Source organism: Allobosea sp. P4_C6, assembly GCF_056402015.1.
Genome location: NZ_JBFUIF010000001.1, coordinates 127166 through 149260 on the forward strand (window position 1 = coordinate 127166; position 22095 = coordinate 149260).

At 66.4% G+C, this 22095-nt stretch carries 20 protein-coding genes; 11 read left to right on the top strand and 9 right to left on the bottom strand.

The annotated features are described in order from the left end of the window. Nucleotides 1-156: 156 nt before the first annotated feature. The gene (locus tag AC1DVA_RS00670) at nucleotides 157-957 is read left to right on the top strand and encodes an SDR family NAD(P)-dependent oxidoreductase (RefSeq protein ID WP_265052023.1); all 801 of its coding nucleotides are present in this window, start codon (nucleotides 157-159) and stop codon (nucleotides 955-957) included. A 52-nt stretch (nucleotides 958-1009) separates the two neighbouring features. Here AC1DVA_RS00670 and AC1DVA_RS00675 read toward each other — a convergent pair whose 3' ends face one another. The 3 genes from AC1DVA_RS00675 to AC1DVA_RS00685 all read right to left on the bottom strand — a co-directional run bounded on the left by AC1DVA_RS00675 (nucleotide 1010) and on the right by AC1DVA_RS00685 (nucleotide 5163). Next, nucleotides 1010-2296: a GGDEF domain-containing response regulator gene (locus AC1DVA_RS00675; protein ID WP_476804631.1), complete on the bottom strand. Its 1287-nt coding sequence runs from the start codon at nucleotides 2294-2296 to the stop codon at nucleotides 1010-1012. Between the two features lie 91 nt (nucleotides 2297-2387). Then, nucleotides 2388-4139, bottom strand: a complete 1752-nt coding sequence (locus tag AC1DVA_RS00680; RefSeq protein WP_476804632.1) for an ABC transporter permease — start codon at nucleotides 4137-4139, stop codon at nucleotides 2388-2390. A 31-nt stretch (nucleotides 4140-4170) separates the two neighbouring features. Further along, complete coding sequence (locus tag AC1DVA_RS00685; RefSeq protein WP_476804633.1) at nucleotides 4171-5163, bottom strand: ABC transporter substrate-binding protein; 993 nt, start codon at nucleotides 5161-5163, stop codon at nucleotides 4171-4173. Nucleotides 5164-5403: 240 nt separating this feature from the next. Here AC1DVA_RS00685 and AC1DVA_RS00690 point away from each other — a divergent pair, with 240 nt between their 5' ends. The 5 genes from AC1DVA_RS00690 (at nucleotide 5404) to AC1DVA_RS00710 (ending at nucleotide 10651) form a co-directional block, all read left to right on the top strand. Continuing rightward, the gene (locus tag AC1DVA_RS00690) at nucleotides 5404-6786 is read left to right on the top strand and encodes an ABC transporter substrate-binding protein (protein ID WP_476804634.1); all 1383 of its coding nucleotides are present in this window, start codon (nucleotides 5404-5406) and stop codon (nucleotides 6784-6786) included. A gap of 209 nt (nucleotides 6787-6995) precedes the next feature. Continuing rightward, entirely contained in the window at nucleotides 6996-7871 is an 876-nt protein-coding gene (locus tag AC1DVA_RS00695) for a carbohydrate ABC transporter permease (RefSeq protein ID WP_442865061.1), read from the top strand. Then, nucleotides 7868-8704: a carbohydrate ABC transporter permease gene (locus tag AC1DVA_RS00700; RefSeq protein WP_265052029.1), complete on the top strand. Its 837-nt coding sequence runs from the start codon at nucleotides 7868-7870 to the stop codon at nucleotides 8702-8704. The genes AC1DVA_RS00695 and AC1DVA_RS00700 overlap by 4 nt, the downstream gene beginning before the upstream one ends. 222 nt (nucleotides 8705-8926) lie before the next feature. After that, nucleotides 8927-9892 carry a transaldolase gene (gene tal, locus AC1DVA_RS00705; RefSeq protein WP_476804635.1) on the top strand — a complete coding sequence of 322 codons (966 nt, stop codon included), beginning with the start codon at nucleotides 8927-8929 and terminating at the stop codon, nucleotides 9890-9892. A gap of 159 nt (nucleotides 9893-10051) precedes the next feature. Then, entirely contained in the window at nucleotides 10052-10651 is a 600-nt protein-coding gene (locus AC1DVA_RS00710; protein ID WP_476804636.1) for an HdeD family acid-resistance protein, read from the top strand. Here the strand turns inward: AC1DVA_RS00710 and AC1DVA_RS00715 are convergent. Then, entirely contained in the window at nucleotides 10632-11150 is a 519-nt protein-coding gene (locus tag AC1DVA_RS00715; protein ID WP_265052032.1) for a hypothetical protein, read from the bottom strand. The genes AC1DVA_RS00710 and AC1DVA_RS00715 overlap by 20 nt on opposite strands. A 189-nt stretch (nucleotides 11151-11339) precedes the next feature. Between AC1DVA_RS00715 and AC1DVA_RS00720 the strand changes: the two genes are divergently transcribed. After that, nucleotides 11340-11906, top strand: coding sequence for a YceI family protein (locus AC1DVA_RS00720; RefSeq protein ID WP_476804637.1), 567 nt, complete (start codon nucleotides 11340-11342; stop codon nucleotides 11904-11906). Nucleotides 11907-11917: 11 nt separating this feature from the next. Continuing rightward, nucleotides 11918-12472: a cytochrome b gene (locus tag AC1DVA_RS00725; protein WP_476804638.1), complete on the top strand. Its 555-nt coding sequence runs from the start codon at nucleotides 11918-11920 to the stop codon at nucleotides 12470-12472. Here AC1DVA_RS00725 and AC1DVA_RS00730 read toward each other — a convergent pair. The 4 genes from AC1DVA_RS00730 to amaB all read right to left on the bottom strand — a co-directional run bounded on the left by AC1DVA_RS00730 (nucleotide 12457) and on the right by amaB (nucleotide 18500). Then, a complete protein-coding gene (locus tag AC1DVA_RS00730) occupies nucleotides 12457-14133 on the bottom strand; it encodes a thiamine pyrophosphate-binding protein (RefSeq protein ID WP_476804639.1) in 1677 nt (558 codons plus the stop codon). The genes AC1DVA_RS00725 and AC1DVA_RS00730 overlap by 16 nt on opposite strands. Nucleotides 14134-14265: 132 nt before the next feature. Beyond that, nucleotides 14266-15471: a CaiB/BaiF CoA transferase family protein gene (locus AC1DVA_RS00735; protein WP_476804640.1), complete on the bottom strand. Its 1206-nt coding sequence runs from the start codon at nucleotides 15469-15471 to the stop codon at nucleotides 14266-14268. 115 nt (nucleotides 15472-15586) lie between these two features. Further along, a complete protein-coding gene (locus AC1DVA_RS00740; protein ID WP_265052037.1) occupies nucleotides 15587-16783 on the bottom strand; it encodes an acyl-CoA dehydrogenase in 1197 nt (398 codons plus the stop codon). 196 nt (nucleotides 16784-16979) lie between these two features. Then, nucleotides 16980-18500, bottom strand: a complete 1521-nt coding sequence (amaB, locus tag AC1DVA_RS00745) for an L-piperidine-6-carboxylate dehydrogenase (protein WP_265052038.1) — start codon at nucleotides 18498-18500, stop codon at nucleotides 16980-16982. Between the two features lie 150 nt (nucleotides 18501-18650). Between amaB and AC1DVA_RS00750 the strand changes: the two genes are divergently transcribed. From AC1DVA_RS00750 to AC1DVA_RS00760, 3 genes are all read left to right on the top strand, one after another. Next, nucleotides 18651-19565 carry a LysR family transcriptional regulator gene (locus tag AC1DVA_RS00750; RefSeq protein WP_265052039.1) on the top strand — a complete coding sequence of 305 codons (915 nt, stop codon included), beginning with the start codon at nucleotides 18651-18653 and terminating at the stop codon, nucleotides 19563-19565. A 95-nt stretch (nucleotides 19566-19660) separates the two neighbouring features. Then, nucleotides 19661-20884 carry an NAD(P)/FAD-dependent oxidoreductase gene (locus tag AC1DVA_RS00755; RefSeq protein ID WP_265052040.1) on the top strand — a complete coding sequence of 408 codons (1224 nt, stop codon included), beginning with the start codon at nucleotides 19661-19663 and terminating at the stop codon, nucleotides 20882-20884. Nucleotides 20885-20897: 13 nt separating this feature from the next. Further along, entirely contained in the window at nucleotides 20898-21404 is a 507-nt protein-coding gene (locus AC1DVA_RS00760) for a DinB family protein (RefSeq protein ID WP_265052041.1), read from the top strand. 72 nt (nucleotides 21405-21476) lie between these two features. Here AC1DVA_RS00760 and AC1DVA_RS00765 read toward each other — a convergent pair whose 3' ends face one another. After that, nucleotides 21477-22052 carry a GNAT family acetyltransferase gene (locus AC1DVA_RS00765; protein WP_265052042.1) on the bottom strand — a complete coding sequence of 192 codons (576 nt, stop codon included), beginning with the start codon at nucleotides 22050-22052 and terminating at the stop codon, nucleotides 21477-21479. Nucleotides 22053-22095 lie beyond the last annotated feature (43 nt).

Consider the following 22095-nt stretch of genomic DNA (forward strand, 5'->3'; position numbering starts at 1 on the left):
GGTATGTCCACGCAGCCGAACGGCGCCCCAGAATCTGGCTTCTTGTTCATGCCCCTAAAATGGTTGAGCACAACACTATTGAAAAGGGTCCGGGCCTCACCATTTCATTGAGCGCTCAACAAATAAGTTGAGTACTCAATGAAATGGAATTCCCTCATGAGCACGCCTTCCCATCGCAAGCTCGCCGTCGTCACCGGCGCATCCTCCGGTATCGGCGCCGTCTATGCCGACAGGCTGGCGGCGCGCGGCTATGATCTGCTGCTGATCGCCCGCCGGCGCGACCGGCTGGAGGAGGTGGCGGGGCGGATCGCCTCCGCCCATGGCCGCAACGCCGAAATCCTGGTCGCCGATCTCGGTGACGAGGCCGATCTCGCGCGCGTCGAGAAGGATCTGGCCGCCCGCGACGATATCGAGCTGCTGGTCAACAATGCCGGTATCGCCCGTTTCGCGCCGATCGCACAGGCGCCCGCCTCGGATTCGGCCGCGCAGATCGCCTTGAACATCGGCGCGCTGACGCGCCTGACCCATGCCGTGCTGCCGGGCTTCGTCGCGCGCAACCGCGGCACGCTCGTCAATATCGCCTCGATCCTGAGCCTTCATTCGCTGCCGCACAGCGCGGTCTATAGCGGCACGAAGGCCTATGTCCTCGCTTTCACCCGCGGCCTGCAGTCCGAGCTGGAAGGAACCGCCGTGAAGGTCCAGAGCGTCCATCCGCCGGCGACGGCGACCGAGATCTGGGAGCTGGCCGGCGTGCCCCTGGCGAGTTTCGACCCCGAGAAGATCATGACGACCGAAGGCATGGTGGACGCTGCGCTCGCCGGGCTTGCCGCCGGCGAGACGATCACCTGGCCGTCCGTTGGGGATGAAGCGCTCTGGGCCACGTTCGACGAGGCGCGCGCGACGCTGGTCGCCGCGTCGCAGACGAAGAATGCGGCGCCGCGCTACGCAGCCGCCTGACGCGATCGCGCTTTCGGCAGGTCGCCTCGCGGAGAGGCGGCTTGCCGGAGGCTCAGGCCGCGTCGGCGCAGACCCGGTTCCGGCCGCTCTGCTTGGCGGCGTAGAGCGCGCGATCCGCCCGGCCGAGACAGATATCGAGCTCGTCCTCCGGGCCGATCGTGGCGACGCCGAGCGAAACCGTGAGCGCCAGCGTGTCCTCGCCCAGCTTCACCGTTTCGCGGGCGATGGCTTCCCGGATGTCGTCGCAGAGCCGCGTCGCTTCAGCGAGATCTGCGCCGGGGAACAGGATGGCGAACTCCTCGCCGCCGACCCGGGCGAGAAGGTTGAAGCCGCGCTCGGCCGAGACGCTCAGGCTGCGCGCGACCGCCGTCAGCGCCCTGTCGCCGCCATCATGGCCGTAGCGGTCATTCAGGCGCTTGAAATGGTCGATGTCGAGGATGGCGATCGAGACCGGCACCCCCATCTCGCGCGCTTCTTCGACGAGCTTGCGGCCGCGCTCGAAGAAGTGTCGGCGATTGAACAGCCCGGTCAGGAAGTCGCGCGCCGCAAGGTCCTGCAGCTGCTTGAGCTGCGTCAGCGTCTCGACATTCGAGGCGATGCGGCATTGCAGCTCCTCGAGCACGAAGGGGCGTGAGACGAAGTCGTGCGCGCCCGCTTTCAGGAAGCCGGCCGAGGTCGTCCGATCCGTCGAGGACGAGATGCCGAGCAGCCGGACCTGCGGATGGCGGCGACGGATGCGGTGCGCCAGTTCGAAGCCGTCCATGTCGGGCATGTAGTAGTCGCTGACCACGAGCTGGATGTCCGGGTTCGCGTCCAGGATCGTCAGCGCCTCCTGCCCGGAGCCGGCCTCGACCACCGCATATTGCTGGATCGACAGCATGCGGGCGAGCACCTTGCGGGTCGTGCGTGTGTCGTCGACGACGAGGATGCGGGTGTTGCGGTTGTTCAGCGCGCGCTTGACCGTGTTGACGAGATTGCTGAGCGCGAATTCATTGTCCTTCAGGACGTAGTCGATGACCTCCCGCTCCATGATCCGCCCGCGCGTGGCGAGATCGAAGGTAGCGGTGAACACGACGGACGGGATGCCGTGGGTGACGGTCCAGTCCAGCGCCTCGCCGCGCGGCGCATCGGGCAGGTTGAGGTCGACGACGGCGATCGCATAGGCGCCGGGCGCCGCGACGATGATCTCGCTCAGATCCTTGAGGGAGCCGCAGGTCGTGACGGGCAGCCCGGTCTCCGCTTGGAGGAACTGCCGCAGCGCCAGCGAGAAGGTTCGGGAGTCCTCGATGACGAGAATCCTGCGGTCGTCGGCTGTCGGTTCTTGTCTGGTCTGAAGCATCGTAAGGGCACCCATGCTGCATCTAGGGCGTCCCCGAGCTTAATTTTTCGTCACGGCCAAACCGCCGCGATCTGCCTCCCGGTGGCGCGGTCTAGAGCCGCCAGGGCAGGATGTTCTGCGGCAGATGGCGTCCGAGCAGATCGAGGATCAGCATCGCGACCAGGATGATGGTGGATGCGCTGATGGCGACGGCGGCGGCCTCGCCGGCAAGACCCGCTTCCTTCAGGCTGAAGAGCACGACACCGAGCGTCTCCGTACCGGAGGACCAGAGCAGGGCCGAGACGGTGAGCTCGTTGAAAGCGACGAGGAAGACCATCAGCGCCGACACCGCTGCCGCAGGCGCCAGGATCGGCGCGACGATGAAGCGCAGCATCTGCCAGAGATTGGCGCCGTCGAGCTTGGCCGCCTCCTCGTGATGCGCCTCGATCTGAGCCATGGCCGCGACGGGCGCCTTCAGTGCCAGCGGCAGGAAGCGCGCGAGATAGGCGAAGAGGATGATGAAGGGCGTGCCGTAGATGCTGACGCCGATCAGCGGCAGCGGCTTGAGGAAGATCAGGATGCAGGCGATGGCAAGCACCACGCCCGGCAAGGCATAGGGCAATTCGATCATCAGCTCGACCGGGCGCCTCAGCTTGCCGAGCCGCCTTTCGAGGGCATAGGCGAAGGCGATCGCAAGGAAGGCCAGGATCAGCGCTGCGGCGCCGGCGAAGAGCAGCGAGTTGCGGAAGGCGCGCATGGTCACCGCCTGCCGCAGCAGCACCTCGGTGAATTTATCGAAGGTCAGAGTCTGCCAGGACAGCGCGACGCCGAGCGCCGGCGTCAGCGCTTCGCTGAGCAGGGCGATGAGCGGTAGGCCGAGCTTCAGCGCCAGCAGCAACCAGAGCCCGGCGGCGACGAAGGGGCGCGCGGAGCCGAGCAGCCAGAAGGGTTCGAGCGGCCGTTCGATCTCGACCTTGCCGCGCTGGCGGCTGGCGACGAGCGTTCCCGCGATGATGCCGAGCGCCGCCACCACGCCGACCAATACCGCGAGCGCCGCCGTCTCGCCGAGGCTGGACGGGCCGAAGCTCGACAGCCGGCGGTAAATCAGCGTCGGCAACGTCAGATAGTTCACCGGCAGGCCGAGCAGGGCGGGGATACCGAAATTGCCGACGCCCGCGACGAAGGCGATGAGCCCGGCCGCGACAATCTGCGGCCGCAGCACGGGAATGACGATGCGGGCGGTGATGGTGGCGTTCGAGGCGCCTTCCATCTGCGCCGCCTCGATCAGCGATTGCGGGATGCTGCGCAGGCCGGTCCAGAGCGTGATCGCGACGAGCGGCGCATGGTGCAGGGCCATCACCAGGATGATGCCGCCGCGGCCCAGCAGCGGGTTCGGTGTACCCGGCGCGGGCGCGAGGCCGATAAGCGACAGGATCGGCGAGTTCGGTGCGAGCAGGCTGAGGAAGGCGAGCGCGGCGACCTGCGGCGCGATCATCATCGAGAACACGAAGGCGAAGGCGAGCGGGCGCTTGCCTCGGACATCGGTGACGCCGAGCGTCAGCGCGACGATGCCGCCGACGACGAGCGCGCCGAGCGCGGAGAGGCAGGCGGTCTCCAGCGTGTGCCAGGTCGCGTTTACGGCGGAGCGGCTCGCCATCTCGGCGAAGGCGGCTTCCGGCGCGAACTGCCAGCCGGGCGCGAAGGCCGCCAGGATCAACCGGAAAAAGGGCAGGCCGCCGAGCAGCAGCGCGACGGCGATGACGAGCGCCGGCAGGCCGAGGCCGTCCGGCAGCCGCAGGCGCGGAAGAAGCGGGGCCGCGATGGCGGGCTCCCGCTTCCCGTTTCGGTCGATGGCCAGCGTCATTTCGTCGCCAGCCTTAGCATGCTGTCAGGCATCACTCGAAGATCGAGCTGAAGCGCTTGCGCGCCGCGGCCTCGTCGGCCAGCGCCTTGGCCGCGTCGAAGGACATCAGCTTGATCGCGCTGCGCGCCGGGTAGCCGGCCGGGAGCGCGACATCGGGATGAGCAGCGACATAGCCCTGCTTCAGGGCGAGTTCCTGCCCGTCCTTCGACAGCAGGAAGTCGATGAAGGCCTTGGCGGCTTCGGAGTTCTTGGTGCTCTTCAGGATCGCGACCGGCTCGCTGACGGCGGACACGCCCTCGCTCGGGAAGACGAACTCGACCGGCGCGCCCTTGGCCTTCTCGCGGATCGGCATGAAGTCGACGATCATGCCGTAGAGCTTCTCGCCGGTCGCGACCTGCCGCAGGATGTCGCCATTGGCGCCGGCGGCCAGCGTCCCGTTCTCCTTCAGCTTCTCGTAGAAGCTCCAGCCCTCCTTGAGGTTGCCCGTCAGCGTGATCGTGTGGATCAGCGCGGCGCCGGAGTTCAGCGGGCTCGGCATGGCGAGCTGGTTCTTCGCCTCAGCCTCGGTCAGGTCGGTCCAGCTCGTCGGCTTCATCCCGGCCTTGGTGTTGTAGACTATGCCGGTGGTGATCAGCTTGGTCGCGAACCACATCTTCTTGGGGTCGTGCACGCCGGCCGGATAGGCGGCGACGTCCGCCTTGTCATGGGCGAGCAGCCGGTCGTCCTTCTTGAGGCCTTCCATCGTCACTGAATCGGCGATGAGGAGGACGTCGGCCTGGGGGGCGCCGGCCTCGAACTCGGCCTTGAGCTTCGCCATGATGCGCGGCGTGCCGTCGCGGACGAAGGAGACATCGACTTTCGGATATTTCGCCTTGAAGGCGTCGATCGTCTGCTGCGCGTCGGTGTTCGGCTGGCTGGTGTAGAGGACCAGCTTGCCTTCGGCAGCCGAGGCCGCGGAGGGGGCGAGCGCGGTCGCCGCCAGGCCGGCTGCGAAGGTGAAGGCGCTCAAGGATTTGCGCTGCATGTGTGTCTCCGTCCGTCTTGGATCGCCTGTGCGAGATGGCGCAGCCGGTAGACCCCGTGCATGACAGTTCCATGAAGGCGGAGCTCCCAAACACCGGCTGCTGGCGCGTTCTCCGGGAGCTTCAAAAAATAGTATTTATAAGCGGGCCCCCGCTTGTTTCACGCGGGGCTTTTCGATTAGGCTCCCGGCAAGACGGTCAAAAACGTCGGATTAAAACGGTTTAAACGGGGAGGGTATGACATGAAACTGGTTCGGCATTTCGCCATGGGCACGGCGGTCGCGGCGGTGGTCGCCGGCTGGTCGGGTGCTGCCGCGGCGCAGGAAACGCTGACCGCCTGGTTCACCAAGGGCTTCTACAAGGGCGAGGACGACGCGCTGCTCGCAGTCGTCGACAAGTTCCAGAAGGCGACGGGCGTCAAGGTCGAGCTCTCGCTCTACGCGACCGAGGATTGCGTGACGAAATCGGTCGGCGCGGTCGATGCCGGCACGCCGCCCGACGTCGGTTTCTGCACCACCTATGATTTCCGCACGACCGGCAAATGGGCCTATGACGGCAAGCTCGAGGACGTCTCCGACGTGATCGAGCCGATGAAGTCGGAGTTCCAGCCGATGGCGCTCTCGACCACCTTCCTGATGAACGGCAAGGCCGGCAAGAAGTCGTATTACGCCTTCCCGGTCGAGCAGCAGATGATGCACATCACCTACTGGAAGGACATGCTGGAGGAGGCCGGCTTCAAGGAGGCCGACATCCCGAAGACCTGGGATGGCTACTGGGATTTCTGGTGCGACAAGGTGCAGGGTTCCATGCGCGCCAAGGGCAAGCGCATCTATGGCATCGGCCATCCGATGGGCATCGCCGCCTCCGACACCTTCTATTCCTTCCTGACCTTCGCAAACGCCTATAACGCCAAGGTCGTCGACGAGAACGGCAAGATTGTGCTCGACCAGCCCGAGAACAAGAAGGCGATGGTCGAGGCGGTTAAGTCCTACGCCAACATCTTCCAGCGCGRCTGCACGCCGCCGTCCTCGGTCAACTGGCTCGACCCGGACAACAACGTCGCCTTCCACAACCGCACCACCGTCGCCACGCACAACGCCACGATCTCGATCGCCGGCAAGCACATGGACGACATGAACAACCCCTCGCTCACGGCCGAGCAGCGGGCACAGGCCAAGAAGAACTACGAGGACAACATCCGCACGGCCGAGTTCCCGCTCAAGGCCGACGGCAGCAAGATGACCAACCTCGCCGCGGTCAAGACGGCGGTGATCTTCGCCGACGCCAAGAACAAGAAGCGCGCCAAGGAGTTCATGGCCTTCTTCATGAAGGACGAGAACCTGCGGCCCTTCGTCGAGGGTTCGGCCGGCCGCTGGGTGCCGACGACGCTGAAGGGCATCGAGGCGCCGTTCTGGTCCGATGGCAAGGACCCGCATCGCGCGGTCGTCTACAAGCAGTACAAGGACGGCACCGTGCCGTTCCAGTTCGTCTACAACTACAACTTCACGACCGTGAACGCCGAGAACGTCTGGGCCAAGGCCGTGAACCGCGTGGTTCAGGACAAGGTCCCGGCCGAGCAGGCCGTGGACGAGATGATCGCTCGCATCAAGCAGATCGCGGGCTAGGCATCGGCCCGAAAAGTGGAGCCCACTTTTCGGGGAAATCCGACGCCGGAACAAAGAGATGGATCGTCGGGGCGGATACGCCTGTCCGGCCCGGCGATCTGAATCCCGCGCTCGTTTCGCTTGCTTCCTTTGTCCGCCGCGGCAATGCTTGCCGCGGCGGATCTTTCACCGGGTGACAATTCCAGGGAGAGTCCATGAGCACTGCCGCCATGACAGCGCCGCTTTCGGCACCGCGCGAGGATAAATCCGGCTTCACGCGTGACCGCGCGATGTGGGGCGCGATCATGCTGGCGCCCTATGTGCTCGTCTTTGCTGTGATGGTGGTCTATCCGGTGGCCTACGGCCTCTGGCTCGGCCTCAACTGGAATTCCTACAAGGCCCTCTTCGCCGATCCGATCTTCCTGCGCACCGTCGTCAACACGATCGTGTTCCTGTTCGTGGCGGTGAACCTGAAATTCCTCATCGCGCTGTTGCTGTCCGGCTTCTTCGTGCAGCAGCGCGCCTGGATCCGCATCGTGCTGGTGCTGTTCATCCTGCCTTGGGCGGTGCCGTCGATTCCGACGATCCTGTCCTTCCGGGTGATGCTGAACCCCGAGAACGGCATGGTGAACCAGCAGCTCTTCCAGTGGTTCGGCATCATGGAAGGGCCGGGCTGGCTGACCGATCCGACGCTCGCCTTCATGTGCTCGATTTTCGTCCATATCTGGAAGTCGCTGCCGTTCTGGACGCTGATCCTGATCACCGGCCGGCTCGCCATCGCGCAGGACCTCTACGAGGCCGCGAGCGTCGACGGCGCCAATCGCTGGCAGCAGTTCCGCTTCATCACCTGGCCGTCGCTGGCGACGCTCTACGTCACCTCGACCATGCTCTCGATGATCTGGACGCTGGGCGATTTCAACAGCGTCTACCTGCTCACCGGCGGCGGGCCCGGCGACCTAAACCATGTGCTGGCCACGCTCGGCATCCGCTACATGCGCAACAACAACCTCGATCTCGGCATCGCCTCGATCATCGTCGCCATGCCTCTGATCCTGCCCATGGTCTTCGTCATGGTGAAGCGCCTGTCGAAGGGAGCCGACGCATGAAAAAGGTTCTCGACGAAGGCAAGCTGCTGCTGATCGCGATTCCCGTCCTGGTCTGGACGCTGCTGCCGATCTACCACCTGTTCGTGCTGTCGATCTCGAACCAGGAATCGATGCTGGCCGGCAAGCTCTGGCCCGACCAGCCGACGCTGCAGAACTTCCAGATCGTCTTCAAGCAGCAGCATTACTACCTGCACAATTTCTGGCTGCAGATGTTCAACAGCTTCTTCATCGCGGTCTCGACGGGGCTGATCACGCTGTTCGTCGCCACCTTCGCCGCCTTCGCCATTGCCCGGCTCAAGGTGAAGGGCGGGCGCACGATCATGAACCTGGCGCTCGCGACCTATCTCATCCCGGCCGCCTTCCTCGCGATCCCCATGTACAAGGCGATGGGCTCCTACGGGCTGCTCAACACGCAGGCCTCGCTGATCCTGGCGATGGTCGCGCTGGCCTCGCCCTATGCGATCTGGGTGCTGAAGCAGGCTTCCGACAAGCTGCCCAAGGAGCTCGACGAAGCGGCGGTGATGGACGGCGCCACCTCGATCCAGCTCTTCCGGCTGGTCTACCTGCCGTTGATGAAGCCCTCCATGGTGGTGATCGGCATCTATGCGCTGCTGCTCGCCTGGAACGAGTATCTCTACGCTTTCCTGCTGCTCTCTTCGGAGAGGGCGGTGCCGCTTGCGGTCGGTCTCGGCCTCTTCCTCTCGGCTGACGATGCGCCCTGGAACCTGCTGATGGCGGCGGGCCTGCTCTACGCCATCCCGCCGGCCGTCATCTACTACATGTTCCGCAAGAACATGGTCGGTGGCCTCACCTCGGGAGCGGTGAAGAGCTGAGGGCCGTTCCCAGTCGTCATTCTCGGGCGAGGCGAAACGCAGACCCGAGAATCTCTTGCAGGAAGAGGCGCCCCCTCCTTCCAGAGATGCCCGGGTCAGGCCCGGGCATGACGTGCGCGCAAGCCCGCTGCATGGCCGGATTGCTTCATCGCTCTCGCCATCGCGATGAACAGGCGCCACAGTGAATGCGTTACGACAAGAAGAATTGCCGAGGATAGATCGATGACCGCCTCCAAGCTCGACCAGCTCCGCGAGATGACCACCGTCGTCGCCGACACCGGCGACATCGAGGCCGTGCGCCGGTTGAAGCCCGTCGACTGCACGACCAACCCGACCTTGATCCTGAAGGCTGTCGAGACGCCGGCCTATGCCCATCTCGTCGACGAGGCGATCGGCTGGGGTAAGAAGCAGGGTGGCGAGAAGGCAGTCCACGCCGTCTGCGACCGGCTGGCAGTGAGCTTCGGCACGGAGCTGACCAAGATCGTGCCCGGCCGCGTCTCCACCGAGGTCGATGCCGATCTCTCCTTCGACACGCAGGCGAGCATCGAGAAGGCCCGCGCCATCATCGCGGCCTACAAGGAGCGCGGCGTCGGCAAGGATCGCATCCTGATCAAGATCGCCTCGACCTGGGAGGGGCTGCAGGCGGCCAAGGTGCTGCAGGCGGAAGGCATCGACTGCAACCTGACCCTGTTGTTCGCGCTGCCGCAGGCGGTTGCGGCGGCCGATGCCAAGGCCTTCCTGATCTCGCCCTTCGTCGGGCGCATCCTCGATTGGCACGTCAAGGCGGGCGGCGGCCCCTACACGGCCGAGACCGATCCCGGCGTCGTCTCGGTGAAGAGCATCTACGCCTATTACAAGACGTTCGGCATCAAGACCGTGGTGATGGGGGCGTCTTTCCGCAATATCGGGGAGATCGAGGCCCTGGCCGGCTGCGACCGGCTGACCATCGGCCCCAGCCTGCTGGACGAACTCGCCGCTGCGACGGGAGATCTCCCGCGCAAGCTGTCACCGGCGGCGTCGCCCCAGTCGGTATCGAGTTACACGAAGCCGATCGTGCTCGACGAGAAGGCCTTCCGCTTCGCGATGAACGAGGATGCGATGGGTACCGAGAAGCTGGCGGAAGGCATCCGCGGCTTCGTCAAGGACCTGCGCGGCCTGCGCAGGCTCGTCGCCGAAAAGCTCGGCTGAAGCCGACGGAGGGGAAGCGCGATTTCCGAGGGGAGCGACGTCTCGCGCGCCAGGCTTGCGGCAAATCATTGACGCAACCGCCGCGCGGGGTTCTCATGCGCAGCAGTCCAACGAAGCGGTTCCCGCTATCGCGGCCCGCCCGGAACGGAGTCGGCCGACATGAGCACACCGTCGCAGGTTTCCAGCCCGCCCTCCCTCGGCACGCATCTCATCCCGCTCCGGCGGAACTGGGGCTGGCTGATGGCCGCGGGCATCGCGCTCGTCATTCTCGGCGTGCTCGGGCTCGGCGCGGTGGCGCTGCTCAGCGTCGCCAGCGCGATCTGGTTCGGCGCGATGATCTTCGTCGGCGGCATCGTCGTGCTGATCGACGCCTTCCGCCATCAGGCCTGGAAAAGCCGCCTGCTGCATATCCTGATCGGCGTGCTCTATGTCGCGGTCGGCGTGGTCACCTTCGTCAACCCGCTGGTCGCCACCGCCTCGCTGACGCTGCTGGCTGGCGCCGCGCTGGTCGCGACCGGCGTCCTGCGCCTCGTCGTCGCCTTCCAGAATCGTCAACTGCCCCATTGGGGTTGGATCGCCTTTTCGGGAGCCTTGTCCCTGCTGCTCGGCGGGATGATCCTGGCACAATGGCCCGGCTCGAGCCTGTGGGTGCTCGGCACCTTCTTCGCGATCGAGCTGATCTTCCAGGGCTGGGCGGCGATCGCGCTGGCGCGCGCCATCCGCTCGACCTTCGATGGTGTCAGTCCGCGGAAGCCGTAGCGCTGGCGGTCGCCTCGGTGCGCTTACCTGCCGATGGGGCGACAGCCTGTCCATTGTCGAACATGTTGCGTCCGCCGGCCGCGGCAGCCTGCAACTGCTGCTTCCAGCCCTTCGAATCGCCGCCACCCAGCGCCACGAAATCGGCGGAGTGCAGCGCGTCGGCATCACGCCCCTGATAGACCAGCACGCCGCCCGCGGTGACGACGATATCGCCACGCCGCAGCGTCGGGTCCTTGAGATACCATTGGCGGTCGGTCTGGGGATCGAGCTGGACGACCGGCGGCTTCGGCTTGGAGGCTGCTTCCGGGGCACGCGGCCGCGGCGCACGCATCCGCGGCGCCTCGTCCAATTCATAGATCGGTGAGGCCCGCAGGCGCGGCCCGCCACCGAAGATCGCACGCGCCAGTTCGTCGAACAGGCCGGCCGCTTGCGCGCCGGGAGCAGCCGAGACGACGAGCGCCGCGGCCATCGCCCATCGCATCATCCTTGCCCGTGCCATCGCCTTGTCCTCCGCATCGTCGCCGTATCAACGACGAGTGGTCGCAAAAGGTTCGGTTCGGGTTCACCGATGCGGTTAAGAATCTTTGCCGCCGATCGCGCGCCTTGCTCACAACCGCGTGTTCGCCACTGCTCCGCCGCGAAGTCGCGCCTAAGATGCCGCCGCATCGGTAGCGAAGGATCCCCTGCCATGACGAAGCGTGCGCTCCTTGCATTGGCCTTCCTCGGGCCGCTCTCCGCCATGGCCATCGCGCAGGAAAGCTGGTCGTTGTCGAAAGGGGCTGGCGAGGTCGCCTTCGTGGCGCGGCGCTTCGGCGTGCAGACCGCGACCGGCCTCTTCGACCGTGTCGACGGCGCTATCGCGCTCGACTTCGACCGGCCCGAACGCAGCCGCATCCGGATGACGATCCAGACGGCGTCGCTGCATACGGGGACCGACCTCGTCGACGGCTTCATCAAGGGGCAGAGCATGCTCGATGTCGCCCGCTATCCGGTGGCGAGCTTCGTCTCGCAGGAGGTCGTGCGGACCGGCGAGCGCGGCCTGTCAATCCGGGGGCAACTAACGATCCGGGGGACATCGCAGCCGGTCACGGTGAACGCCGTCGCCGACCGCGATCCGGCTGCGGCACGTGGCAGCGGTAATCTTCCCTTCCGCGCCACCGCAACCTTTTCGCGCGCTGCTTTCGAGATCGGCCGCGACGTGAACATCATCGACGATCAGGTCGAGATCGACATCAAGGGCGTGATCTCGCGCTAGGATACGCAGCGATGCGGCCTCGCAACTGGCATCCGCTCCTCATCCTGCTGCATTGGGCCACCGTAGCGCTCATCGGGATGCAGTACGGGCTTTCCCGCCTGATGGGCGACGAGACGCGCGACCTGCTCAGTCGTTTCGCCCTCTATCAGTGGCACAAGTCGTTCGGGCTGACCCTCGGCGGGCTCGTTCTGCTGCGGCTTGCCGCTCGGTTCGTGCTGCCGACGCCRGAACCCGTCCCGATGCCGCGCTGGCAGCGCGCCACRGCCGCCGCAGTGCAGGCCGCGCTCTATCTCTGCCTGCTGGCGCTGCCGGTCACCGGCTTCCTGATGACGGCGGCGGCGCCGATCCAGATTCCAACGCTGTTCTTCGGGGCCTTCTCAGTGCCCCATCCGATCGGCCCGGACCCGAAGACATACCAGGCGATGCTGCAGGCGCATGCGACGCTTTTCGACGTCATGGCCGCGCTCGCCTTCATCCATGCGGGCGCGGCTTTGCTGCACCAGTTCGTCCTGAAGGACGGGCTGATGCAGCGGATCTGGTTTGCCCGCTCTCAGTCCTTGCGTTGAGCGGCGAAAGCCTCGGCACGGATCGTCGAGAGCGACTTGGCCGGGGTGATTGCCTCGGGATCGAGCAGGCAGTGGATGATCGCGGGCTTGCCGCTCTTCACCGCGCGCTCGAAGGCCGGCGCGAACTCGGCCGTCGTCTCGACGCGCTCGCCATGGCCGCCGAAGGCCTTGGCGTAAGCAGCAAAATCCGGGTTCTTCAGCGTCGTCGCCGACACACGGCCGGGGTATTCGCGCTCCTGGTGCATGCGGATCGTGCCGTACATGCCGTTATCGACCACGACGACGATGACGGGCAGGTCGTATTGCACGGCCGTCGCGAAATCCTGACCGTTCATCAGGAAGCAGCCGTCGCCAGCGAAGGCGATGACCGTGCGCTCGGGGAAGATGCGCTTGGCGCCGATCGCCGCGGGCACGCCATAGCCCATCGAGCCGCAGGTCGGGGCGAGCTGCGTCGCGAACTTGTTGAAGCGATGGAAGCGGTGGACCCAGGTGGCGTAGTTGCCGGCGCCATTGCAGAGGATGGCGTCGTCCGGCAGCTGGCTGCGCAGCCAGCGCACCATCTCGCCGGGGTGGAATTCGCCCGGCACCGGCGCCGGCTGCTCGCTCCAGGCGATATAATTCTCATGCGCAGCCGCGGCCGCTCCAGCCCAGGCCGGCGCCTGCGGCGGCTCGATCGCTTTCAGCGCGGCACAGAAGCCGGCCGGCGAAGCGTTGATCGCGAGCGCCGGGCGATAGACCCGGCCGAGCTCTTCCGGATCGGCATGGACATGCACCAGCGGCCGCCCCGGGTTCGGGATGCCGAACAGGGTGTAGGACTGGCTCGGCATCTCCGACAGCCGCCCGCCGATCAACAGGACGAGATCGCTCTCCTTGATGCGGGCGAGCAGCTTCGGGTTCGGGCCGATGCCGAGATCACCGGCGAAGTTCGGATGATCGGCCGGGAACAGCATCTGCCGGCGGAACGAGACCGCCACCGGCAGGTCGAAACGCTCGGCGAAAGCCTGGAACTGCGCGATCGTCTCAGGGCTCCAGCGCGAGCCGCCGAGGATGGCGATCGGCGCCTTGGCCGCGGCGAAGCGCTTGGCGAGCTCGTCGATCTGGACCGCCGAGGGGTGTTGCTCGGTGACCTGATACGGCTCGGCGTCGGCAACATCCGCGAGATCGGTCAGCACGTCCTCGGGCAGCGCGATCACCACCGGGCCGGGGCGGCCGGAGGTCGCGACATGGAAGGCACGGCTGATGATCTCCGGGATGCGTGCGGCATCGTCGATCTCGGTCGCCCATTTCGTCATGGTGCCGAAGACGGCGCGGTAATCGAGTTCCTGGAAGGCCTCGCGCTCGCGCATGCTGCCGTCGATCTGGCCGACGAAGAGGATGAGCGGGGTCGAATCCTGGTCGGCGATATGGACGCCGGGAGAGGCGTTGGTGGCGCCGGGGCCGCGCGTCACGAAGCAGATACCGGGCTTGCCGGTGAGCTTGCCGGCGGCTTCCGCCATCATGCAGGCGCCGCCCTCGGCCCGGCAGATGGTGACCTTCATCGAGGCGTCGTGCAGCGCGTCGAGCACGGCGAGATAGCTCTCTCCCGGCACGCAGAAGGCGTCGGTGGCGCCATGGAGGATGAGCTGGTCGACGAGGATCTGCCCGCCAGTGCGATTAGCCATGTTCGCTGCCCTTTTTGCGAGGCCTCATCCTGAGGAGCGGGCGGAGCCCGCGTCTCGAAGGATGCTCCAGAGCGCGCTGGACTATCCTTCGAGACGCCGCTGCGCGGCTCCTCAGGGTGAGGGCTGTGTCTATCATTGGCCGCCGGGCGCTCCGCCCCAGGCCGGATCGTTCAGGATGTCGTCTGCATGCTCGCCGAGCCCGGGGCTTGGCCGCGTCGCCACTTGCCGCACGCCGTTCATCACGATCGGCGAGGCGACGGTCGGGATCACGCCGGCCTTTGCCGCCGCGCTCGGCAACTCGACCTTGACGCCGCGCGCGACAACCTGCGGGTCGTCGAAGACCTCGCTGATATCGTTGATCGGACCGGCCGGCACGCCGACCTTCTCCAGCGCGGCCAGCAGATCGGCCTTGGCGTAACGCTGGCAGAGCGCGTGCAACCGCGCGGTCAGCGCGACGCGGTTCTTCACCCGTGACTTGTTGTCGATGTAGTCCGGCTGCGCGGCCAACCCCGGCTCGCCGAGCACTTCGCAGAGCTTCCGCCACTGCCCGTCATTGCCGGTGGCGATGATGATATGGCCGTCCGCGACCGGGAAGACGTCATAGGGCACGATGTTGGGGTGCGCGTTGCCGAGCCTCGGCGGCGGATTGCCCGAGACGAGATAGTTCATCGCCTGGTTGCCGAGAACCGCGACCTGGGAATCGAGCAAAGCAAGGTCGAGCGTCGCGCCTTCGCCGGTCGTGTCGCGCTGGCGCAGCGCCGAGAGGATGCCCACCGACGCATAGAGCCCGGTGTAGATGTCGGCGACCGCATAGCCAGCCTTCATCGGCGCGCCCGCAGGCTCGCCGGTGATCGACATCGCCCCGCCCATGCCCTGGACCAGGAAGTCGTAGCCGGCGCGCGGCGCATAGGGTCCGTCCTGCCCGAAGCCAGTGACGGAGCAGTAGACGAGGCGCGGGAATTCCCGGCGCAGAGAGGCGGCGTCGAGCCCGTATTTGGCGAGGCCGCCGACCTTGAAGTTCTCGATGACGACATCGGTATGGGCTGCGAGCCGCTTCACCAGCGCCTGCCCCTCTGCCGTGCGAAAATCGGCCGTGATCGAGCGCTTGCCGCGATTGGCGGCGTGGAAATAGGCGGCGGAGAGATGCTCGTCGCCAATGCCCTCGACGAAGGGCGGGCCCCATTTGCGGGTGTCGTCGCCCTCGGGCGCCTCGACCTTGACGACATCGGCGCCGAGATCGGCCAGGAGCTGGCCGATCCAGGGACCTGCGAGGATACGCGCCAGTTCGAGGACGCGCAGGCCGGCGAGGGGAGGGGTGGGGGGCGTGGGAAGGGACATGGACACAGCCTGAGCGCCGTCATCCCGGGCTTGTCCCGGGATCCATCGTAAGGCGACGAGCTCTACGATGGATCCCGGCGCTTCGCTTCGCTGCGGCCGGGATGACGGGCGGGTTTCAGAAGAACGCCTGCAGGCCGGTGATCGCCCGGCCGAGGATCAGCGCGTGGACGTCATGCGTGCCCTCATAGGTGTTCACCGTCTCGAGGTTCGCGGCGTGGCGCATCACATGGTACTCGATCTGGATACCGTTGCCGCCGTGCATGTCGCGGGCCTGGCGGGCGATGTCGAGCGCCTTGCCGCAATTGTTGCGCTTCACCAGGGAGATCATCTCCGGCGCCATCTTGCCGTCGTCGAGCAGGCGCCCGACGCGCAAGCTGCCCTGCAGGCCGAGCGTGATCTCGGTCAGCATGTCCGCCAGCTTCTTCTGGTAGAGCTGCGTCTGGGCGAGCGGCTTGTTGAACTGCTTGCGGTCGAGCCCGTACTGGCGGGCACGGTGGAAGCAATCCTCGGCGGCGCCCATCACGCCCCAGGAGATGCCGTAGCGAGCGCGGTTGAGGCAGCCGAACGGGCCGGAGAGCCCTGAGACGTTCGGCAGCAGATTCTCTTCCGGAACGATGACGCCGTCCATCACGACCTCGCCGGTGATCGAGGCGCGCAGCGAAAGCTTGCCGCCGATCTTCGGCGCGGAGAGGCCCTTCATGCCCTTTTCGAGGATGAAGCCGCGAATCTGGTTGTCATGCGCGGCCGATTTCGCCCAGACGACGAAGACGTCGGCGATCGGCGAGTTCGAGATCCACATCTTCGAACCGGTCAGCCTGTAGCCATCGGCGACCTTCTCGGCGCGGGTCTTCATGCCGCCGGGGTCGGAGCCGGCATCCGGCTCGGTCAGGCCGAAGCAGCCGACCCATTCGCCGGAGCCCAGTTTCGGCAGGTACTTCTTGCGCTGCTCCTCGCTGCCATAGGCGAAGATCGGATACATCACGAGCGAGGACTGCACCGACATCATCGAGCGGTAGCCGGAGTCGATGCGCTCGACCTCACGCGCGACGAGGCCGTAGGAGACGTAGTTGGCGCCAGCGCAGCCATATTCCTCCGGCACGGTGACGCCGAGCAGGCCGAGCTCGCCCATCTCGTTGAAGATCGAGCGGTCGGTCTTCTCGTCGAGATAGGCGTCGTGGATGCGGGGAGCGAGCTTCTCCTGCGCATAGGCGCGGGCCGTGTCGCGGATCAGCCGCTCGTCCTCGTTCAGCTGCTCGTCGAGCAGATAGGCATCGTCCCAGGTGAACTGCGCGAGCTTGTGGCTGCCGGCCATGGTTTTCGTCTCCCTCAGATTCCAGAGCCGTCATTCCGGGGCTTCGCGGAGCGAAGAGCCCGGAATCCAGAGCCGCGGAACAGAATCCAGATCAGTGGAACGGTTCGACCCTCTTGGAGAGGGCATCGGTTCTGGGTTCCGGGCTCGCCGCTCACGCGGCGCCCCGGAATGACGGTGGTGTTTCCTTATCTATCGATCACGCATCCACGTCGAAGCTGACGCCCTGCGCCAGCGGCAGCGTGGTGCCGTAGTTCACGGTGTTGGTGGCGCGGCGCATATAGGCCTTCCAGGCGTCCGAGCCGGCCTCGCGGCCGCCGCCCGTTTCCTTCTCGCCGCCGAACGCGCCGCCGATCTCGGCGCCCGAGGGGCCGATATTGACGTTGGCGATGCCGCAATCCGAGCCCTCATCGGAGACGAAGAGTTCGGCCTCGCGCATGTTCAGCGTGAAGATCGAGGAGGACAGGCCGGCGCCGACCGCGTTCTGCAGCGCGATCGCCTGCTCGATGGTCTGGTACTTCATGACGTAGAGGATCGGGGCGAAGGTCTCGCGCTCGACCGGGCCGCACTGCTTGGGCATCTCGACGAGCGCCGGACGGACATAGAAACCGCCCGAGCCGACATCGACCTTCTCGCCGCCATGGACCTTGCCGCCCTCGGCCTTGGCCTCGGACAGCGCCTTCTGCATGCCGTGATAGGCGGCTTCGTCGACCAGCGGGCCGACCAACACGCCGGCTTCGCGGGGATCGCCGATCTTCACCGAGCCGTAGACCTTGGCGAGCTTCGGCACGAGCGCGTCATAGACGCTCTCATGAACGATCAGGCGGCGCAGCGTGGTGCAGCGCTGGCCGGCCGTGCCCATCGCGGCGAAGGCGATGCCGCGCAGCGCGATGTCGAGGTCGGCAGAGGGGGCGACGATCGCGGCATTGTTGCCGCCGAGCTCGAGAATGGCGCGGGCGAAACGCGCGGCGAGCTTCTGGCCGACTTCCTTGCCCATGCGGGTCGAGCCGGTGGCCGAGACGACCGGGACGCGATGGTCCTGGACAAGGATGTCGCCGAGCTCGCGGCCACCGATCAGGATTTCCGAGAGGCCGACCGGCGCTTCCGGGCCGAAGCGCTTCATCGTCTTCTCGACGATGGCCTGCACGGCGAGCGCGGTCAGTGGGGTCTTCTCGGAAGGCTTCCAGACGACGCTGTCGCCGCAGACGAAGGCGAGCGCGGCGTTCCACGACCAGACGGCGACCGGGAAGTTGAACGCCGAGATCACGCCGCAGATGCCAATTGGGTGCCAGGTCTCCATCATGCGATGGTTCGGGCGCTCGGTGGCGATGGTCAGGCCGTAGAGCTGGCGCGACAGGCCGACCGCGAAGTCGCAGATGTCGATCATCTCCTGCACTTCGCCGAGGCCCTCGGAGGTCACCTTGCCGGCTTCCAGCGTCACCAGCAGGCCGAGATCGGCCTTGGCGGCGCGCAGCTCCTCGCCGAGCAGGCGGACGAACTCGCCGCGCCGCGGCGCCGGCACCTTGCGCCAGGCCAGGAAGGCCGACTGCGCCCGGCCGATCGCGGCCTCCGCTTCCGCCGGTGACGTCTCGCGCAGGGTCGTCACGGTCTCGCCGGTGATCGGCGAGCGGGCAGACAGGCCGGCATCGGCATAGGCCGAGTTGGAGACGCCGAGGCGCTTGAGCAGGGCGAGCGTGTCTTTCGGCAGGGATGTGGCCATCTTTGTCTTCCAGCGGTCGCGAGCGGATGCCCTGGGGGCGCATGACAGAAGGGCGCGGAAACCAGGTCGCCACGCTTTGGGGCGGGAGAATGCCCTCTTTCATGGGCGGACGGCAACCGATATGTTCTCACCACTTGGTGAGTAATTGTCATGGATGATGCACTGGTTCCCGGCCGCCTCTCGGTCCCCTCCCTCTCGGCGCTCGCAGCTTTCGAGGCTGCTGCCCGGCATGGCAGCTTCACCCGCGCGGCTGAGGAACTCAGCCTGACGCAGGGCGCGGTCAGCCGTCAGGTGGCCCATCTGGAAAAGACGCTCGGCGTCAGCCTGTTCGAGCGTGTGAAGAAGCGCGTCAGCCTGACCGCCGCGGGCGCTGCCTATGCCGCCGATATCCGCGACGGCCTGTCCCGACTCGCCGCGGCGACCGTCTCCGCCATGGCCTTCCGCGGGGCCGCCGGCGTGCTCCACCTCGCCACCTTGCCGACCTTCGGCACGCGCTGGCTGATTCCGCGCCTGCCGCGTTTCACCGAGGCGCATCCCGGCATCACCATCAACTTCACCACGCGGCTCGTCCCCTTCGACTTCGCCCGCGAGCAGGTCGATGCCGCCGTGCATTTCGGCGCCGAGAATTGGCCCGGCGCGCGGCTGCACCGGCTGATGGGAGAAGAGGTCGTGCCCGTCGCCGCGCCGTCCCTGATCGCGCGCGCCGGCATCGTCGCCCCGGCCGACATGCTGCGCGTGCCGCTGCTCCAGCAATCGACGCGGCCGCGCGCCTGGGCGAACTGGCTGGAGCAGCAGGGGTTGGCGCCCGAGCGGGCGTTGATGGGGCCGCGCTTCGAGCAGTTCGCCATGATCGCGCAGGCGGCGGTGGCGGGGCTCGGGCTCGCCATCGTGCCGCGTTTCCTCGTCGAGGAGGAACTGCGCTCGGGCTCGCTGGTCATCCCCATCGATCGGCCGGTGACGGGCAGGGACGGCTATTATCTCGTCTATCCCGAAGAGAAGGCGAACCTGCCGACCGTGGTGGCTTTCCGCGACTGGCTGCTCGGAGAATGTGCTCCGGCGACTTAGAGCACCTCTCGACAAGCGCGCGAGCCTCAGTCATTCATGCGCGAAATTCACCAACCCGGCTTTCCGTCACGGAGCCGGTCCGCGCGAGGCCTGCCATGCCGCCCGTCTCCGAAAGCGCCGATGTCGTGATCTGCGGCGGTGCCGCGATCGGCTCCTCCGTCGCCTATCATCTCGCAGCCGATCCCGGCTTCACAGGCCGTGTCGTGGTGATCGAGAAGGACCCGACCTACCGTTTCTCGGCGTCCGCGCTCTCGGCCGCCTCGATCCGCCAGCAGTTTTCCAGCGCGGTGAACATCCGCATCTCGCTCTTCGGCATCGATTTCCTGCGCAGCATCGGCAGCCATCTGGCTGTTGATGGCGACGTGCCGGCGATCGACCTGCATGAAGGCGGCTATCTCTATCTCGCGAGCGAAGCCGGCGCGCCGATCCTCAAGGCCAACCAGAAGCTGCAGGCGGCAGAGGGGGCCGACATCGCCCTCTACGATCCTGCCGTCCTGAAGCAGCGCTTCCCCTGGCTCAATGTCGATGATCTCGCCTGCGGCACCTTCGGCGTCAGCGGCGAGGGCTGGTTCGACGGCTGGGCCCTGCTCCAGGCCTTCCGCAAGAAGGCGCGCAGCCTCGGCGTCGAATATCGGCAGGGCGAAGTAGCCCGCTACATCAGCGAAGGCGGGCGCGTCACCGCGGTCGAACTCGCGGATGGCAGCCGCATCGCCTGCGGCGCTGTCGTCAACGCCAGCGGCACCCATGGCGCAAGGCTCGCGGCCACCGCCGGCATCGATATCCCCGTGAAGTCGATGAAGCGCTACGTCTTCACCTTTACCTGCAAGGGCGATGTGGGGAACTGCCCGCTGCTGATCGATGCGACCGGCGCGTGGTGCCGGCCCGAGGGTCAGCGCGGCAGCGACGGCCAGCTCTTCATCGGCAGTTGCTCACCGCTCACGCAGGAGCAGGACGTCGAATGGATCGAGACCGATCCCGGCGCCGAGGACATAGACTGGGCCTTCTTCGAGGAAGTGGTCTGGCCATCGCTCGCTCATCGCATTCCGGCTTTCGAGCAGATCAAGCCCGGCCGCGCCTGGGCCGGCCCCTACGACATGTGCGGGCTCGACCATAACGCCATCGTCGGCCCTGCCATCGGCCTGCCGAATCTTTACCTCGCCAACGGCTTCTCGGGGCACGGCCTGCAGCAATCACCGGCGGTCGGGCGCGGCCTCGCCGAGTATATCGCGCATGGCCGCTATCGCTCGCTCGACCTTGCCGATCTCGGCCACGAGCGCATCGTTGCGGGCAGGCCGCTGAAGGAGGCCAACGTCATCTGACGAGGAGGCAGCCATGGTCGACCCCGCTTTTGTCCAGACCTTGGCCCGCTACAATGCCTGGCAGAACCGGAGCCTGCTGGCCGCGGCCGACGGGCTGAGCGACGAGGCGCGCAAGCTCGACCGCGGCGCCTTCTTCAAGTCGATCCACGGCACCTTCAACCATCTGCTCTGGGCCGACGAGACCTGGCTCAGCCGTCTGACGGGCAGCGAGAAGCCGGCCGTTGGCGGGCGCGATTCCGCTGTCTATTTCGAGGACTGGACCCAGTTCTGCGCGCGTCGCCGCCAGCGCGACGAGGCGATCCTCTCCTGGGCGGAGAGCATCGAGGCCGATTGGCTGCGCGGCACGCTGATCTGGTACTCTGGCGCCGCCGGCCGCGAGATGGGCAAGCCACGCGCCTTCGCGATCGCCCATCTGTTCAATCACCAGACCCATCATCGCGGCCAGATCCACGCGATGCTGACCGCTGCCGGCGCCAAGCCGGACGATACTGACCTCTTCCTCGTCGACGAGCCACGGTGAGGACGTTTCGTTTCAGGCGGGCGTCGTCCCGGGCGACCGCGGGGAGACCCGGGATGACGCGCGCCTGAACGCCTATCGGATGGGCTCAGGCATGGATCCCGGCTCTGCGCTTCGCTTCGGCTGGGATGACCCGCGTTTGGGGCCTTGCGTCGAGGGCCTCGATTCAACGCTCTCGGCTTCGCCCTCGCTTTCCTCGCGATCCGGCGGCATGGCAGCCGTCGCATTCTGGCTGAGCCTCTGGAACAGACCCAGCCCCACAAGCGCCAGCACGGCGAGCAACACCAAGAGGCCGGGATAGACGAGGTCGCGCATGGTTTCGCGCGAAGTCTTGGCGATCAGCACCAGCGATTCCAGCGAGAGCGCCACGATCATGATCGACATGAACTTGGTCAGCGATCCCCGCGCTTCCGCCGGTTGGCGCATCTCGCGATCGGCGATCACCTCTTCCTCGAACAGGAACTTGCCGACATCGGCGACGGCGACCGCGATGATCACGAGGCCGATCGCGTCGAGCATGGTGTCGAGCGCGCCGTCGCCGGTCCAGAAGCCGTTGGATGTCCGCCAGACCGCGACGCCGATCAATATGATCGACGCCCCGAGCAGCGCGAAGGAGATGATCGTGTAGAGCAGCCGGCTGAACAGCGTCATGTTTCCCCCCAATCCGCTTGCAGGCGACAACCGCTGGCACCTT

Coding starts and splice junctions, on each gene's coding strand:
- AC1DVA_RS00670 (WP_265052023.1), top strand. CDS start 157: ATGAGCACGCCTTCCCATCGCAAGCTCGCCGTCGTCACCGGCGCATCC.
- AC1DVA_RS00675 (WP_476804631.1), bottom strand. CDS start 2,296: ATGCTTCAGACCAGACAAGAACCGACAGCCGACGACCGCAGGATTCTC.
- AC1DVA_RS00680 (WP_476804632.1), bottom strand. CDS start 4,139: ATGACGCTGGCCATCGACCGAAACGGGAAGCGGGAGCCCGCCATCGCG.
- AC1DVA_RS00685 (WP_476804633.1), bottom strand. CDS start 5,163: ATGCAGCGCAAATCCTTGAGCGCCTTCACCTTCGCAGCCGGCCTGGCG.
- AC1DVA_RS00695 (WP_442865061.1), top strand. CDS start 6,996: ATGACAGCGCCGCTTTCGGCACCGCGCGAGGATAAATCCGGCTTCACG.
- AC1DVA_RS00700 (WP_265052029.1), top strand. CDS start 7,868: ATGAAAAAGGTTCTCGACGAAGGCAAGCTGCTGCTGATCGCGATTCCC.
- tal (WP_476804635.1), top strand. CDS start 8,927: ATGACCGCCTCCAAGCTCGACCAGCTCCGCGAGATGACCACCGTCGTC.
- AC1DVA_RS00710 (WP_476804636.1), top strand. CDS start 10,052: ATGAGCACACCGTCGCAGGTTTCCAGCCCGCCCTCCCTCGGCACGCAT.
- AC1DVA_RS00715 (WP_265052032.1), bottom strand. CDS start 11,150: ATGGCACGGGCAAGGATGATGCGATGGGCGATGGCCGCGGCGCTCGTC.
- AC1DVA_RS00720 (WP_476804637.1), top strand. CDS start 11,340: ATGACGAAGCGTGCGCTCCTTGCATTGGCCTTCCTCGGGCCGCTCTCC.
- AC1DVA_RS00730 (WP_476804639.1), bottom strand. CDS start 14,133: ATGGCTAATCGCACTGGCGGGCAGATCCTCGTCGACCAGCTCATCCTC.
- AC1DVA_RS00735 (WP_476804640.1), bottom strand. CDS start 15,471: ATGTCCCTTCCCACGCCCCCCACCCCTCCCCTCGCCGGCCTGCGCGTC.
- AC1DVA_RS00740 (WP_265052037.1), bottom strand. CDS start 16,783: ATGGCCGGCAGCCACAAGCTCGCGCAGTTCACCTGGGACGATGCCTAT.
- amaB (WP_265052038.1), bottom strand. CDS start 18,500: ATGGCCACATCCCTGCCGAAAGACACGCTCGCCCTGCTCAAGCGCCTC.
- AC1DVA_RS00750 (WP_265052039.1), top strand. CDS start 18,651: ATGGATGATGCACTGGTTCCCGGCCGCCTCTCGGTCCCCTCCCTCTCG.
- AC1DVA_RS00755 (WP_265052040.1), top strand. CDS start 19,661: ATGCCGCCCGTCTCCGAAAGCGCCGATGTCGTGATCTGCGGCGGTGCC.
- AC1DVA_RS00760 (WP_265052041.1), top strand. CDS start 20,898: ATGGTCGACCCCGCTTTTGTCCAGACCTTGGCCCGCTACAATGCCTGG.
- AC1DVA_RS00765 (WP_265052042.1), bottom strand. CDS start 22,052: ATGACGCTGTTCAGCCGGCTGCTCTACACGATCATCTCCTTCGCGCTG.